This is a genomic window from Streptomyces sp. NPDC048392, from assembly GCF_043200575.1.
Classification (GTDB): Bacteria; Actinomycetota; Actinomycetes; order Streptomycetales; family Streptomycetaceae; genus Streptomyces.
The window spans coordinates 492306-506244 of the sequence record NZ_JBICYB010000001.1 but is presented as its reverse complement, the minus strand read 5'-3'; the positions used below and the strand labels follow the sequence as shown (position 1 = coordinate 506244).

General features: G+C 72.2%; 9 protein-coding genes. 4 read left to right on the top strand and 5 right to left on the bottom strand.

Translation table 11 applies throughout. The features are described 5' to 3' along the window. The first annotated feature begins 94 nt into the window (after window positions 1–94). Complete coding sequence (locus tag ACGFYH_RS02160; RefSeq protein ID WP_393801200.1) at window positions 95–1639, top strand: DUF1996 domain-containing protein; 1545 nt, start codon at window positions 95–97, stop codon at window positions 1637–1639. A gap of 93 nt (window positions 1640–1732) precedes the next feature. On the opposite strand, the gene ACGFYH_RS02155 is transcribed toward ACGFYH_RS02160, so the two are convergent. After that, window positions 1733–2176, bottom strand: a complete 444-nt coding sequence (locus tag ACGFYH_RS02155) for a hypothetical protein (RefSeq protein ID WP_393801199.1) — start codon at window positions 2174–2176, stop codon at window positions 1733–1735. Window positions 2177–2314: 138 nt separating this feature from the next. Here ACGFYH_RS02155 and ACGFYH_RS02150 point away from each other — a divergent pair, with 138 nt between their 5' ends. Beyond that, complete coding sequence (locus tag ACGFYH_RS02150; RefSeq protein WP_393801198.1) at window positions 2315–2824, top strand: tetratricopeptide repeat protein; 510 nt, start codon at window positions 2315–2317, stop codon at window positions 2822–2824. 57 nt (window positions 2825–2881) lie between these two features. After that, window positions 2882–4813: a hypothetical protein gene (locus ACGFYH_RS02145; RefSeq protein WP_393801197.1), complete on the top strand. Its 1932-nt coding sequence runs from the start codon at window positions 2882–2884 to the stop codon at window positions 4811–4813. Here the strand turns inward: ACGFYH_RS02145 and ACGFYH_RS02140 are convergent. Next, complete coding sequence (locus ACGFYH_RS02140) at window positions 4810–5013, bottom strand: hypothetical protein (protein WP_393801196.1); 204 nt, start codon at window positions 5011–5013, stop codon at window positions 4810–4812. The genes ACGFYH_RS02145 and ACGFYH_RS02140 overlap by 4 nt on opposite strands. A gap of 103 nt (window positions 5014–5116) precedes the next feature. Here ACGFYH_RS02140 and ACGFYH_RS02135 point away from each other — a divergent pair, with 103 nt between their 5' ends. Further along, window positions 5117–5806: a TetR/AcrR family transcriptional regulator gene (locus ACGFYH_RS02135; protein WP_393801195.1), complete on the top strand. Its 690-nt coding sequence runs from the start codon at window positions 5117–5119 to the stop codon at window positions 5804–5806. On the opposite strand, the gene ACGFYH_RS02130 is transcribed toward ACGFYH_RS02135, so the two are convergent. The 3 genes from ACGFYH_RS02130 to ACGFYH_RS02120 all read right to left on the bottom strand — a co-directional run bounded on the left by ACGFYH_RS02130 (window position 5803) and on the right by ACGFYH_RS02120 (window position 13843). Beyond that, window positions 5803–6159, bottom strand: coding sequence for a 5-carboxymethyl-2-hydroxymuconate Delta-isomerase (locus tag ACGFYH_RS02130; protein ID WP_393801194.1), 357 nt, complete (start codon window positions 6157–6159; stop codon window positions 5803–5805). The genes ACGFYH_RS02135 and ACGFYH_RS02130 overlap by 4 nt on opposite strands. Window positions 6160–6214: 55 nt before the next feature. Continuing rightward, window positions 6215–11629 (bottom strand): pullulanase-type alpha-1,6-glucosidase, encoded by a 5415-nt coding sequence (gene pulA, locus ACGFYH_RS02125; RefSeq protein WP_393801193.1) that lies wholly within the window; start codon window positions 11627–11629, stop codon window positions 6215–6217. Window positions 11630–12160: 531 nt separating this feature from the next. Continuing rightward, window positions 12161–13843 (bottom strand): glycoside hydrolase family 13 protein, encoded by a 1683-nt coding sequence (locus ACGFYH_RS02120; protein WP_393801192.1) that lies wholly within the window; start codon window positions 13841–13843, stop codon window positions 12161–12163. Window positions 13844–13939: the final 96 nt, after the last annotated feature.

The window sequence follows — 13939 nt, the reverse complement described above, 5'->3', positions numbered from 1 at the left end:
CCCGAACCGACCCCGTGTGGGACAAACCACAAATCACCAGAGCACAGCGACGCACCCCCCTCGGCCGCGGCCGGGGCCCCTCGCTAGGAGACTGATGGGACGCAACACAAGAAAGCGCCGTACACCGCTGGCCACCAAGGTCGTAGCCGGGGCGGCGGCCCTGGCGGTCGGCGGGGGCGGGCTGGTCTGGGCCAACTTCTACGCCTCGGCACACGAGTCGGGCCCCTCGCACAACCGGACCAGGTCCGCGGGCGCGCAGATCGCCACGATCCAGTGTCCGGACGTCGGCCAGAAGCTGCGCCGCGTGCCGGGACGCGCACGTGCCGGGGTCGACAAGGAGTTGGCGAACCTCGACAAGCAGATCACCGAGGCCTACGCACGCCTCGCGTCGACGCGCCGAGCCCAGTCGGGTGACGCGAACTTCGTCCAGAACGCCATTCTCGGGCCGCTCAAGTCCAAGCGGACCGCCGCCCTCGAGCGGATCGGGATCAACATCCGCCGGGTGGGCGGCAACGCTCCCGACGGACTCGACCGCCTCGCCAAGTGCAAGGGCATGATGGCCGACCAGCCGAACGGCGGCGGCGACGACGGCAACGGCAACGGCAACGGCAACGGCAACGGTCAGGGCGACCAGGACAACGGTGGCCAGGGCGACGGCGGCCAGGACCAGGGTCAGGGCGACGGTCAGAATCAGGGCGACAACGGCAACGGGGCCGCAGGGCCGTTCGCCGACGACTTCGTCGACATCAACGACGTCGAGCCCGGCTCACGGGACCTGGAGAACGGGTTCGCCGCCAACGGGGAAGGCGGCTCCACGGGCTCGTTCACCGCGGTCTGCGGCGTGAACGAGAACAACCTGTTCAACAGCGACAACCTGATCGTGGCCCCGGGTGTCGACAACGGCGCGCACCACACCCACGACTACGTCGGCAACCAGGACAACAACGCCTTCTCCAGCGACGAGGACCTCGCGGCCGCCGACACCTCGTGCCAGAACCAGGGTGACAAGTCCACCTACTACTGGCCGGTGCTGCGCCTCCAGGACGGTACGCAGGAGTTCGACGCGGGCGACCTGGGCGGTGGCGCCGAGGGCAACGTCGGAAAGATCCTCAAAGCCGCGCAGGCCGAGATCAGGTTCGTGGGCAACCAGCGGAGCGACGTCGTCGCGATGCCGAAGTTCCTGCGCGTCATCACCGGTGACGCCAAGGCGTTCACCAACGGCGTCGCCAACGCCAACAGTTCGTTCAGCTGCACCGGCTTCGAGGACAGGCAGGTGACCGACAAGTACGTACTCTGCCCCGAGGGCAGTCAGGTCGTGCGCACCTCGAACTTCCAGAGCTGCTGGGACGGCCAGAACATCGACAGCGCCAACCACCGCGACCACGTGGCCTTCGTCCAGCAGGACGGCAGCTGCCCGAACGGCTTCCAGGCCATTCCGCAGCTTCAGGTCCGCCTGGTGTACGACGTGCCCGCCCCGACCATCGAGAACGGTCAGGTCCGCAACCCGTACGCGGTGGACGGATTCCCCGAGCAGCTGCACAAGCCGATCACCGATCACAACGACTTCATCAACGTCATGGACGAGGACCTGATGAACGAGGTGGTCGACTGCATCAACCGCGGCGAGGACTGCCAGTAGTCCGGCGGCCCGGTAGCCGGGCGGCCCGGTAGCCGCGACAGGGCCGGTGGCGGATCCCCGCCACCGGCCCTCCTCGTGTTCCCGCGCGTCCGGTCAGCCGCTGTGCCCGGCGTGTTCGCCGTGCCCCGCCGAGCGGCCGCCGCCGCCGTGCCGGGTGCCCTCTTCCAGCGTGCCGCCGAGCCGGCCGCGCAGGTCCGCCACCACGTCCTCGTGGCCGACGGCGACCCACTTGCGGCCGACGAGGTAGTAACCGCCGTAGTCCTTGGCCGTGTTGATCCACTCGCGCTGGCCGCGGTCGGTGGAGAAGGTGGCGAGGACGTACTTCTCGTCGCCCTTCCCGCACAGGGCCTGGCGGATGGTGTCGGCGTCGGTCTGCATGTCGGGGGCGCACTCCGCCTCGGCTGCCAGGTGTTCCAGGCTGCCGGTGGCGGTCTTCGGCACGGCGGCCTCGCCGTTCCCGTCGGCGCCGCAGCCCGTCAGCGCGAGTACGGCCGCGAGGGCGGCCGCAGGCGCGAGCATCGGTCGGGTCAGCCTCATCTGTTCCTCCGGTCCGTTCCGGCGACATGCCGCACGGAGCCCCGGCGAGGGGCTCTGGCCATCGATACGGGCCAGCGGCGCGAAGTACTCAGCGGGGACCCGGGTGCTCTCGGCCGGACACCGTGCGAGAGTGGCGTCGTGGACCAGGACTGGGAAGAACGCGTGACGGCCGCCTGGGCGGCATTCGACGGCTGGGCCGAGGAGGACGCCGCCGGCTTCCGCGCCGCGATCGACGCCCTCGCCGACGAGTTGCCCGCGGACAGTCCCCTCGGCCTGTTCGAGCGGGCCTGTGCCTGGGACTCCACCGGCCACTCCGACCGGGCCGTGCCCCTGTACCGCGAGGCGCTGGAGCGCGGGCTGAGCGAGGCCAGCCCCTACAAGGGGCGCCGGGCGAAGATCCAGCTCTCCGGCTCTCTGCGCAACACCGGGCACCCGGAGGAGGGCGTGATGCTGCTGTCACCCGAACTGGTGGCACCTTCCGACGAGTTGGACGACGCCGTGCGCGCCACGCTCGCGCTGTGCCTGTCGGGCATGGGCCGCGACCGTGAGGGCCTGTCCCTGGTGCTCGGCGCGCTCGCGCCCCATCTGCCCCGCTACCAGCGGTCGATGGCGAACTACGCACGGCTGCTGGTGGAGCCGGAGGACTAGGCCGTCGGGTGACGGGCCATACGGTGACCAACACCCGTTTCGCTCGTTCTGCAGAACGTGCAGCCACAGGATGTCGCCCCGCGCCCCGCACCGTCCTCCGCCTCCTCTGCCGACCCGGTCGTCGACGTCGAGCAGGCCGAGGCCGCGCTCGTCGAGCACTATCCCCGCCTGGCCCGGCTGGCCTATCTGGTGCTGCCGCCGGGTCTCGGCCGGGGCCGCCGCGTCCTGACCGCGCACGCCCTCACCCAGCGCGCCCTGCCCCGGAACCGGACGACGACCGCGGTGATCCCGGCCCAGTCCACCGGCCGCGAGGTCGACCCCGGCTACGCCCTGGTCCGGCTCCGGGTGGTGCGTGCGGCGCTGGAGGCGGGGCTCCCGCTGCGACGGCGGGCGTGGCCCAAGCGGTCCCAGCTGCCGCCGCTGCTGCCCCACGTGCGGGGCCTCAAGCTCTTCCCGCGCTCGGGCGGCGCCGACGAACTCGCTCTGGACCAGCGGCTGGCCGCGCTCTCCGGTCCGGGCCGGGCGGCGTACGCGCTGCGCGGTCTGGAGAAGCTCCCGGAGGGCGGTGTGCGGCAGTTGCTCCGGGCCGCCGGGGTCGCCGACGCGGACGCCGCGCTGCGGGAGGCCGACGGGGTGCCGGGCCAGTACGGGCTGCTCGGTTCCCCGGAGTTCGACCCCTGTTCGCTGCAGGCCCGGCCGACCGATCTGCTGCGTCGGCGGCAGCACATGAAGGCCGCGCTGGTCGCCGGGGCGGCGCTGGTGGTCTGCGGGGCGCTGCTGGGCCTGCCCGGTGACGGCTGGGGCCCCGACGGCGCCGCCGCCCCGCCCTACGCGCGAAACCCGGCGGCCGAGGCCGCCCTCGATCCCGGCAGGCTCACGAAGGTCGCGCCCGCCGCGTGGGAGACGTCCGCGCGCACGGACTTCTCGGTGTGGCCGGCACGCGGTGGCCTGACCGACGACGAGGAGCTGCTGCGCCGCGCCCTGGCCGTCTGGGCCCGGCCCGGCGAGAGCGTGGGGGTGTCCGCGACGCCGGGGACCCTGACCGGCGGCCCGGCCGGTCCGCCGCAGCTGCTGTACGCCGGGGACGTCGACAACGCGCGGGTGGTGATCCTGCACGACGGTCTGCGCCTGGTCCGGTACGCCGAGCCGAAGGACGGGACGGCCGGTGCCGCCCTGGACTTCGCGCGGACCGACGGGGCGGGCCGGGCCGCGGCGACCGCGGTGGTCCTGGGCCGGGCCGACGGGAACGTGCGCTATCTGACGGCGCCCTGGGTGACGAAGGCGGCCGGGCGCGATCTCGTCCGGCCGGGCTCCGGTGCCAAGCGGCTGACGCTCACCGACGGCGTGACGTCCCCGCTGGCCAGCCCGGCGCAGCAGCGGTCCGGCGGGTGTACGTCGTGGAACGTGCTGGAGCTGACCGACGGTTCGGACACCCGGGTGGTGACCGACCTCGGCGAGCTGGTGCCGGCCCGGCTCACCACCGGGCGCCCCGGTGCGGTGAAGGACGCCTCGGGTGCGAGGGCACTGGGCACCTGGGCGCCGTACGCCTGCTCGCTGGGCGCGGTGCGCGGGCAGGGAGTGCGGTCGGTGAACGCCTGGGAGTTCGCGTCACAGCCGCTGCCCGACGCGACGGGGTCGGGTGCGTGGGTGTGCACCCGGGCGGAGACCTGGCGCGGTGAAGGGGCCCGGGTGCTGGCGCAGTTCCGGACGCCGGGCGGGGCGCAGGGCGCGGTGGCCGCGAAGGCACAGGACGTGCCGGCGTGCGGCGGGCGCGACCCGCAGGTGCTGGCCGGGGTGCTGTGGAAGTCGGAGGGCGGGCACTGGTACCTGCTCGCCGCGGGCAGCCGCGACACCGCGTCGATCGAGGCGACGGGCGGCATCGAGGACTCCGCCGACGGGAACCTGCTCACGGCGAAGGCCGAGCAGGGGGCGCGGGCGGAGCTGCAGGGCACGCTGGAGAACGGGCGGACGATCGGCGGGCTGCGTTAGACCCGGCGGGGACAGCCCTGGCCGACCCTGGCGTCGACAAGTACCCGGACGGTGTGCTGGTCGCCGAGGACGAGGACGGGCGGCGGCCCGGCGTCGGCGCCATCCTCGCGGACCTTCCGGAGGGCGCGGCCGTCTGCTGCTGCGGTCCCGAGGGCCTGATGGCGGCCGTGGAGGTCGGAACGCGGCGACTCGATGCTCATCCGCGTGTCCCGGTGCCGGGGTACGCGGCTCGTGCCCGGCATGTGAACACCGATGCCCGGTCCGGCCCGTTCTGAGGCCGGATTCAATCGGTAAGGTGTTCGTATGGCTACCGGGGTGCGCCGCAGAATGGGCGTCGAGGAGCGGCGGCAGCAGTTGATCGGCGTCGCGCTCGATCTGTTCAGCCGCCGCTCGCCCGACGAGGTCTCCATCGACGAGATAGCGTCGGCGGCGGGCATCTCGCGCCCGCTCGTCTATCACTACTTTCCCGGGAAACTCAGCCTGTACGAAGCCGCGTTGCAGCGTGCCTCGGACGATCTGGCGGCCCGGTTCGCCGAGCCGCGCCAGGGTCCGCTGGGCGCGCGGCTGCTGCGGGTCATGGGCCGCTACTTCGACTTCGTCGACGAGCACGGCCCGGGTTTCTCGGCTCTGATGCGCGGCGGACCGGCGGTCGGCTCGTCCACGGCCAACGCGCTCGTGGACTCCGTACGGCAGGCCGCGTATGTCCAGATCCTTTCGCACCTGGACGTCACCGATCCGCCCGCGCGCCTGGAACTGGTGGTCCGCTCCTGGATCTCGCTCGCCGAGTCGACGGCGCTGCTCTGGCTGGACGGGCGCCGCATCCCGCGCGCCGAGCTGGAGACACAGCTCGTGCACGACTTCGCCGCGCTGGTGGCGGTGAGCGCCGCCTACGACGAGGAGATGGGCGCCCTGATGCGCCGCGTCGTCGCGGACGAGCCGGCCGACGGCCCCTTCGGGGACCTGATCGGCCGGCTCGTGGGACTCGCCGGTTAGTTCTCGGACTTCCGGTACGACGGGTCCAGGTCGCGGACCTCGGCGGAGGCGTGCAGGGTGAGGCCGTCGCCCGGCTCGGCGTACCGTCGCAGCAGTTCCAGGACGGCCTCGGTGAGACGGGCCTTGGTTTCGTCGGTTCGGCCGGCGAGCAGCCCGAGTGTGACGTGCACGACCGCGTGGCCCTCGGCGTCCGGGCCGACCGTGGTGTCCTCGGTGCGGCGGAACTGCGTCTTGCACGCCGGCGGCCTGGCGTCCGCGATCTCGACGACGGCCTCGTGCAGGGCCCGCGCGAAGGCGGGCCGGTCGAAGTCGCCCGCGAGCCGGTCGGAGTAGTCGACGGTGATCTGCGGCATGAGCCCTCCCGTTGCGTGAACAGCAGGGCTCACCCTAACCGCAGTCCCGCGGCCCTCAGCCGGCCCGCCGGAACACGGCGACCGTGCGGGCCGGCACGGAGAACGTGCCGGTCCTCGCCGTGTACGAGGACCCCTTCACCACCGCGTCCGCGCCCGCCGCCTGCACCGGGTGCAGCCGGTAGCCGGTCCCGGCCACCGCCCGGACGCGCTGCTTCTGCCGCTGGGGCGTGGCGTTGAAGACGACCACGAGGTCACCGAGGCTCATGGTGATCACGCCGGGTGTCTCGTCCTTGCCGGAGAGCGGGAACGAGAGCCGGGACCGGACCTGCCCCGCCGTGGCGAGGGAGAAGTCCGTCTCCCCCGTACGGATCTTCAGCAGGTCCCGGTATGCCGCCGAGGTGCCCGTGATCTGCGGGCAGCCGACCTCGACCGCGCCCAGCAGGGGCTTGGCGTACGGCCACTTGTCCTGGTTGTCGGCGGCCGGCGGCAGTCCCCGGCCGAAGCCGTTGCCGTCGGCGCAGTTCCAGTGCAGGGCGTTGAACCAGTCGCCGCTGTCGAAGGAGTTGCGGTCCAGGGACTTGGAGCGCAGCAGGTCGGTGCCCGCCTGGGAGAGCGCCGGGCCCTGCGAGAGTGCGGCGGTGGCCAGGGCGAGGACCTGCATGCGGGCCCGGTCGTCGGCGGACGTGTCCTTCGGCAGCTTGAAGGCGAGCGCGTCGAACAGGGACTCGTTGTCGTGCGCGTCGGCGTAGGCGAGGGCGTCGCCGGGTGCCGCCGCGTATCCGGCGGGGGCGCCGTTGTGGTCGACCTCGGAGCCCTTGACCTGCTTGCCGCCGCTGTCGGTGAAGGCGTAGTCGGCGAGGTTGCCGGTCAAACCGACCTTGATCAGATCCTGGTAGTGCAGCAGGCGGGCCTTCTGCTCGGCCTCGGTGCCGTTGGCCGTCGAGGAGTTGGGGTCGGTGTAGAGGCCGGAGGCGAAGCCCTGGACGCCGGGGTCCTCGTCGAAGGGACCGCCGCCGCGCACCGCGTCGCGGGCCCGGTCGGAGAAGGTGGCGACGCCGGTGCCGGCCATGTTCTTCTGGGTGGCCTGGACGAAGCGGGCGTCGTCGGCGACCTCGCCGAAGTTCCAGCCCTCGCCGTACAGGATGATCTTCTTGCCGTCGACGCCGTCCTTGCTGGGGGTCAGCGCGTCCAGCGCCTTCCTGACCGCGAGGATGTTGGCCTTCGGGTGGTGGCCCATGAGGTCGAAGCGGAAGCCGTCGACCTTGTACTCCTTGGCCCAGGTGACGATCGAGTCGACGACGAGCTTGCCCGTCATGGCGTTCTCGGTGGCGGTGTTCGCGCAGCAGGTGCTGTTCGCGACCGAGCCGTCGGCGAGGAGCCGCTGGTAGTAGCCGGGCACGATCCGGTCGAGGACGGAGGTGTCCGCCTGGCCGCTCGCGGCCGTGTGGTTGTAGACGACGTCCATGACGACGCGCAGGCCGTCCTCGTTGAGGGCCTTGACCATCCTCCGGAACTCGACGGTGCGCTCGGTGCCGTCCGGGTCGGTGGCGTAGGAGCCCTCGGGGACCGTGTAGTGGTACGGGTCGTAGCCCCAGTTGAAGGCGTCGCCGGCGGCGGTCTTCGTCACGCACTCCTGCTGCCGGCCGGAGTCGGCCGGGTAGGAGGCGAGGTCGCAGTCGGGCGTCTCCCGGTCGGACTTCTTCTCGGGGACGGTGGCGATGTCGAAGGCGGGCAGCAGGTGCACGTAGGACGTGCCGGCCCGCGCCAGTGCGCGCAGGTGCTCGGAGCCGTCGCTCTTCTTGTCGGTGAAGGCGAGGTAGGTGCCCCGGTGGTCCGCGTCGGCCGTCGGGTCGGCGACGGAGAAGTCGCGGATGTGCAGCTCCTGGATCTGTGCGTCCCTCAGCGGCACCGCCTTCGGCTTGTCGTAGGTGTCCCAGCCGCGCGGAGCGAGCTTGCGGTCGGCGAGGTCGACGACGAGGCTGCGCTCGGAGTCGGTGGTCAGGGCGAGGGAATAGGGGTCGGTGACCTTGTTGGTGACGACCTTGCCCGCGGTGGGCGCCCACACCTTCACGGCGTACCGGTAGGCCTTGCCCTTCCAGGACTTCGGGCCGGTGACGGACCAGACGCCGCTGTCGTCGTCGCGCCGCATCCGGACGGTGCGGCCGCCGATCTCCAGGGCAACGTCCTGCGCGGTCGGCGCCCACACGGACAGCGTGGGGCGGCCGTGGCGGAAGGCCGGGCCGAACTCGGCCCCGGTGGCGTCGGCGGCGTACAGGTCGTCCAGGGCGCCGGCGAGCTGCACTCCCGTCGCCGCGAGCAGGGCGCCGGTGGCGGTGCGCTGGGAGGCGACGACCTGGCCGCGCAGTGCCTGGCGGGCCCGGTCGCGGTCGCGCGGGTCGACCGACCAGGCGGTGTACTCCTTCAGGTGCGGGAACTTCGCCTTCTGGGCGTCGGTGAGCGCCGACTTCGTCAGGCGGAGCCACTGCTGGTCGGCGCCGGTGAGCCTGCCGTCCCGGACGGTGATCGAGCCGGTGCGGGAGGCGAGCAGCTGGGTGGAGGCGGCGCCCTCGGAGCCGTTCCAGGCGACGGTGTTCCGGTCGATCCAGACCGCCTTGGCGGCGGTGAGGTCGACGGCCGCCGCGGCGCCCGCGGGCTGCGGCAGCAGGTACTTCTCCTGGCCGCTCACCAGCCACACCTCGTGGCCGTCGGCCCCGAGGTCCAGGGCCTGGTCGGTGGGCAGGTCCTTCTCGTCGCCCTTGTGGAGGATGTAGCCGAGGCTGCTCGCGTCCTCGGTGAGGGGCACCTCGAAGACCGCGCCGTACGGGTCGGTCCTCACCGGCGTCAGCGGCTTCGCCCAGTCGGTGGGGGCCGCGGTGTCACCCCAGACGTGCAGGCCCCAACCGTCGTAGTCGCCGTCGGCGCGGTGGTAGTGCAGTACGGCCTTGGTGGTGTCCTGGGCGGGGTACTCGGGCCGCTCGGTGACGACCTGCTCCTTGCCCTGCTCGATCCACACCTCGCCGGTCCGTGTGACGTCGATGGTGCGGTCGGCGGCGACGTCCTTGTCGCCGTCCTTGTCGATGACGAGGAAGCCCACGTCGGATGCGCCGGGCTTGAGCCTGACGTAGGCGAAGGCGCCGTAGGCGTCCCGGCCGGCGAAGGGGTGGGTCCCGGGCCAGGTGGTGGCCTCGCCGTCGGCGAGGTCGCCCCAGGCGTACAGGCCCCAGTCGTCGTAGTTCCCGTCCTCGCGCTGGTAGTGGACGATCGCGTAGTCCCGGGACGCGGCGGCGGGGATCTCCTCCGCGGGCGGGGTGCCGGTCGTGGACGCGGCCGTGGCGCTCGCCGTGCGGCCCGCCGAGTCCACGACGACGGCCTTGTAGCGCAGCGCGGTGCCGGCGGGGGTGTCCGCGTCGACGGTGTGGGTGACCTTGTAGGGGGCGTGGTCGGCGGTGCCGAGGGTGCGCCACTCGCCGTCGCCCCTCTGGGCGGCGAAGACGACGCGGTTGAGCTGTCCGCCCTCGACGTCGGCGGTCAGCTCGACGGTGCCGGTGGCGCCGGGCGCGGGGGCCGTCAGGCGGATCGTCGGCTCGGCGGCGGGCTCGGCGAGCCCGCCGGCGGCCTTGAGGACGACGGCCGACCGTGCCGGGACGGTGACCGTGACCTTCTTGTCGGCGCCCGACTCCACGTCGCCGTCGGTGCCGTAGAGGCCGCGGAAGGTCATGTCGGCCGAGCCGGTGGGGAAGGCGGCCGTCCTGGCGGCGTCGGCGTTGTTGAAGGCGACGACGTACTCGGTGCCGGTCTTCGCGTCGGTGCGGGAGAAGGCGTAGACGCCGGCGCCGTCGGCCGCGTAGCGCTCGGTCTGGACGCCGTCGGCGAGGGCGGGGTTGGCCTTGCGCAGCTGGGCCAGAGCACTGATCTGCTCGTAGAGCGGTGCTCCGGTGTCGTATGCCGCCTCGGCGTGGGTGCGGTCGGTGCCGAGCTGGTCGTCGTCGAGGTAGTCGGCGGTGCGGGAGGCGAACATCGGCTGGCGGGCGTCCTTGTCGCCGCCGGCGCCGGTGAAGCCCTGCTCGTCGCCGTAGTAGATCACCGGGTTGCCGCGGCTGAGGAACATCAGCTCGTTGGCGAGCCGGTCCTTCCGCAGCAGCTCGGCGTCGGTGGCCTTCGGGTCGTCCTGCTCGAGGAAGGTGCCGATGCGGCCCATGTCGTGGTTGCCGAGGAAGGTGACCTGCTCGTAGGCGTTGGCCTTGTCGGTCGTGTACTTGTAGTCGTCGCCGAAGACCGAGGCGAGCTTCCGCGCGCTGCCGCCCTGGGAGGCGTACGCGCGGGCCGCGTCCTGGAAGGGGAAGTCCAGGGTGGAGTCCAGGCGGCCCCGGGTGACGTAGGGGGCGGTGACGGAGGTGTCGGCGGAGTAGACCTCGCCGAACATGAAGAAGTCGTCGCGGCCCTTCTTCGCGGCGTAGGCGTCCAGCGCGGTCGCCCACTGGGTCCAGAACTCCATGTCGACGTGCTTCACGGTGTCGATCCGGAAGCCGTCGATGGCGAAGTCCTTCACCCACCGCTGGTAGATCTTCTCCATGCCGCCGACGACCTCGGGGCGTTCGGTCCACAGGTCGTCGAGGCCGGAGAAGTCGCCGTAGGTGGCCGACTCACCGGCCCAGGTGGAGTCGCCCCGGTTGTGGTACATCGCCGGGTCGTTGAGCCAGGAGGGGACCTTGAGGTTCTTCTTGGCGGCGGGGACCGTCGGCGTGCGCGGGAAGGAGTCGTCGTCCACGCGGGGGAAGCGGCGGGAGCCGTCGGCGTGGTCGGCGTCGTCGAAGGGCCTCCCGTCCTTGGTCAGGTAGGGGAAGGCGCCCCTGGAGAGGTAGCCGTAGGACTTCTCCTCGTAGTCGACGACGTCGGCGGTGTGGTTGGTGATGACGTCGAAGAAGACCTTCATGCCCTTGGCGTGGGCCTCGGAGACGAGGTTTTCGAGGTCCTTGTTGGTGCCGAAGTGCGGGTCGACCTGGGTGAAGTCGGTGATCCAGTACCCGTGGTAGCCCGCGGAGGCGTCCTTGCCCGTGCCCTGCACGGGCTGGTTCTTGAAGATGGGCGCCATCCAGATGGAGGTGGTGCCCAGCCCCTTGATGTAGTCGAGCCGGTCGGTCAGGCCCTTGAGGTCGCCGCCCTGGTAGAAGCCCTTGTCGGCGGGGTCGTAGCCGGTGGTGAGCCGGGTGCCGGTCAGGCCGCCGCGGTCGTTCTCGGCGTCCCCGTTGGCGAAACGGTCCGGCAGGACGAAGTAGAACTGCTCACGGGTCAGGTCGTGGCGTGCGGCGGTCTTCGCCAGCTTCGCGTCGGACGGGGGCGCGGGCGGGGTGCCGGCCCGCGCGGCAAGAGGGGGAAGCAGGGCGGCGGCGAGCGCGGTCACGGTGACGGCCGCGACCCGTCTCATTCGTGCGGTACGGCGCGCGACAGGCACCGGCCATCTCGGTATCACGGGCGTGAACTCCTTGCGCTGACGGCTCGATCGGGTCCGACCCCGGCGAGACCGTAGCGCTGCCGCAAGACTTGCGGCAAGGGTCATGAAAGTGGCAGAAACAATTTTCACGATCCTCGCGCGGAAGGCGGCCGCGGCCGAGCAAGCGACACGGCGTCGCCGCGCAGCGTGAGCACCTGGACGGGTGCTGTCCTCGTGCCGCTCGTCTGAGCGCTCAAGTGACAGTTGCCCGGTGGGTGCTCACGCGTTTCGGGGAGGGTGGCCGCCCAGGGCCGTGCGAAGTCGCGCGACGACCCACGCAAGCTCCGCTTCGACGCGGCCGGGACAGGGCCGGTGGAGCGTTGCCCGCACCGTGCCGGCCGACCTGCGGTCGGCACGCCTTCGCGGCATCCGGTTCAGCCAGCCGTCCCGACCGTCCGGCGAGTGTCCGACGGCCTGCCGCCCGAATCTCCGCTCCACCTCTTCCCGGGTGGGTGGAGCGCCACTCCCCGGCGGGAGCGGCGGGCCCTTCGGCAGTGCGGAACGGGATCGTCAGGCCCGCGTCCACCACACCGTCGTGTCCGCCGGCACCTTCGCCTCGCCGGCCGCCTCGGTGATCTCACCGCTGGCCAGCAGCACCCGCCCGTACGCGGGCATCGCCACCGACTCGCCGGTGGTGTTGGCGACGCACACGAACTCCCCGCGCCGGAAGGCGACGACGCCCTCGGGAGCGCGCAGCCACTCGACCGCGTCGCCCGCGCCCAGGTCGGCCCGCTCGCGGCGGAGGGTCAGCGCGGTGCGGTACAGCTCCAGGGTCGAGCCGGCCTCGCCGGTCTGCGCCTCGACGCTCAGCTCGCCCCAGCCCGCCGGCTGGGGCAGCCAGCTGCCGCCGTCCCCGAAGCCGTACGACGACCCCGTGCGCGTCCAGGGAATCGGCACCCGGCAGCCGTCGCGGAAGCCGTCCTGGCCGGCGCCCCGGAAGTAGGCCGGGTCCTGGCGGACCTCGTCGGGCAGGTCGACGACGTCCGGGAGGCCCAGTTCCTCGCCCTGGTAGACGTAGGCCGAGCCGGGCAGGGCCAGCATGAGGAGGGTGGCCGCGCGGGCCCGGCGCAGGCCCAGCTCACGGTCCCCGGCCAGCCGGATCTGGGTGCCCAGACCCGCCGGGTTGGCGAAGCGGGTGGCGTGCCGGGTGACGTCGTGGTTGGACAGCACCCAGGTGGCGGGGGCACCGACCGGGCGCATCGCGTCGAGCGTGCGGTCGATGACCGTGCGCAGTTCCCGGGCGTCCCAGTGGGTGCCCAGGTACTGGAAGTTGAAGGCCTGGTGCAGCTCGTCGGGTCGGACGTAGTTGGCGGTGCGCTCGACGGTCGGGGTCCACGCCTCGGCCACGAAGATGCGTTCTCCGCTGTACTCGTCGAGGATCAGGCGCCACTGCCGGTAGATGTCGTGGACGCCGTCCTGGTCGAAGAACGGCATGACATCGTTGCCCAGCAGCTTCAGCTGCTCGTGGGATCCCAGGTCGGGCAGGCCCTCGGCCTTCACCATGCCGTGGGCGACGTCGACGCGGAAGCCGTCCACGCCCATGTCCAGCCAGAACCGCAGGATGGAGCGGAACTCGTCGCCGACGGCCGGGTGCTCCCAGTTGAAGTCGGGCTGCTCCGGGGCGAAGAGGTGCAGGTACCACTCCCCCGGCGTGCCGTCGGGCTCGGTGACCCGGGTCCAGGCGGAACCGCCGAAGATGGACTCCCAGTCGTTGGGCGGCAGTTCGCCGTTCTTCCCCTTGCCGGGGCGGAAGTGGTAGCGGTCCCGCGACGGGGAGCCGGGGCCTTCGGCGAGGGCGCGCCTGAACCACTCGTACTGGTCGGAGGAGTGGTTGGGCACCAGGTCGACGATGACGCGCAGCCCCAGCGCGTGCGCGTCGCGGATCAGCGCGTCCGCGTCCAGGAGCGTACCGAACATGGGGTCGACGGCCCGGTAGTCGGCGACGTCGTAACCGGCGTCGGCCTGCGGGGAGGCGTAGAAGGGGCTGAGCCACACGGCGTCCACGCCCAGGTCGCGCAGGTACGGCAGGCGGGTGCGGACACCCTCCAGGTCCCCCATGCCGTCGCCGTTGCTGTCGGCGAAACTGCGCGGGTACACCTGGTAGATGACCGCGTCCCGCCACCAGTCGCGGCGCTCGGACACGGTGGCGACGGCGGAGGTGGGGGCCGGTGCGGCGGAGTGCTGCTGGCTCATGTCGTCCTTGGTACGTAGCGGAGTGGGAGGCAGGGCGGGGAAGAGGCGGCCGGCCGCGGTGCGGCGGGGTCGGATGGGCACCGCGGCCGGACGTTT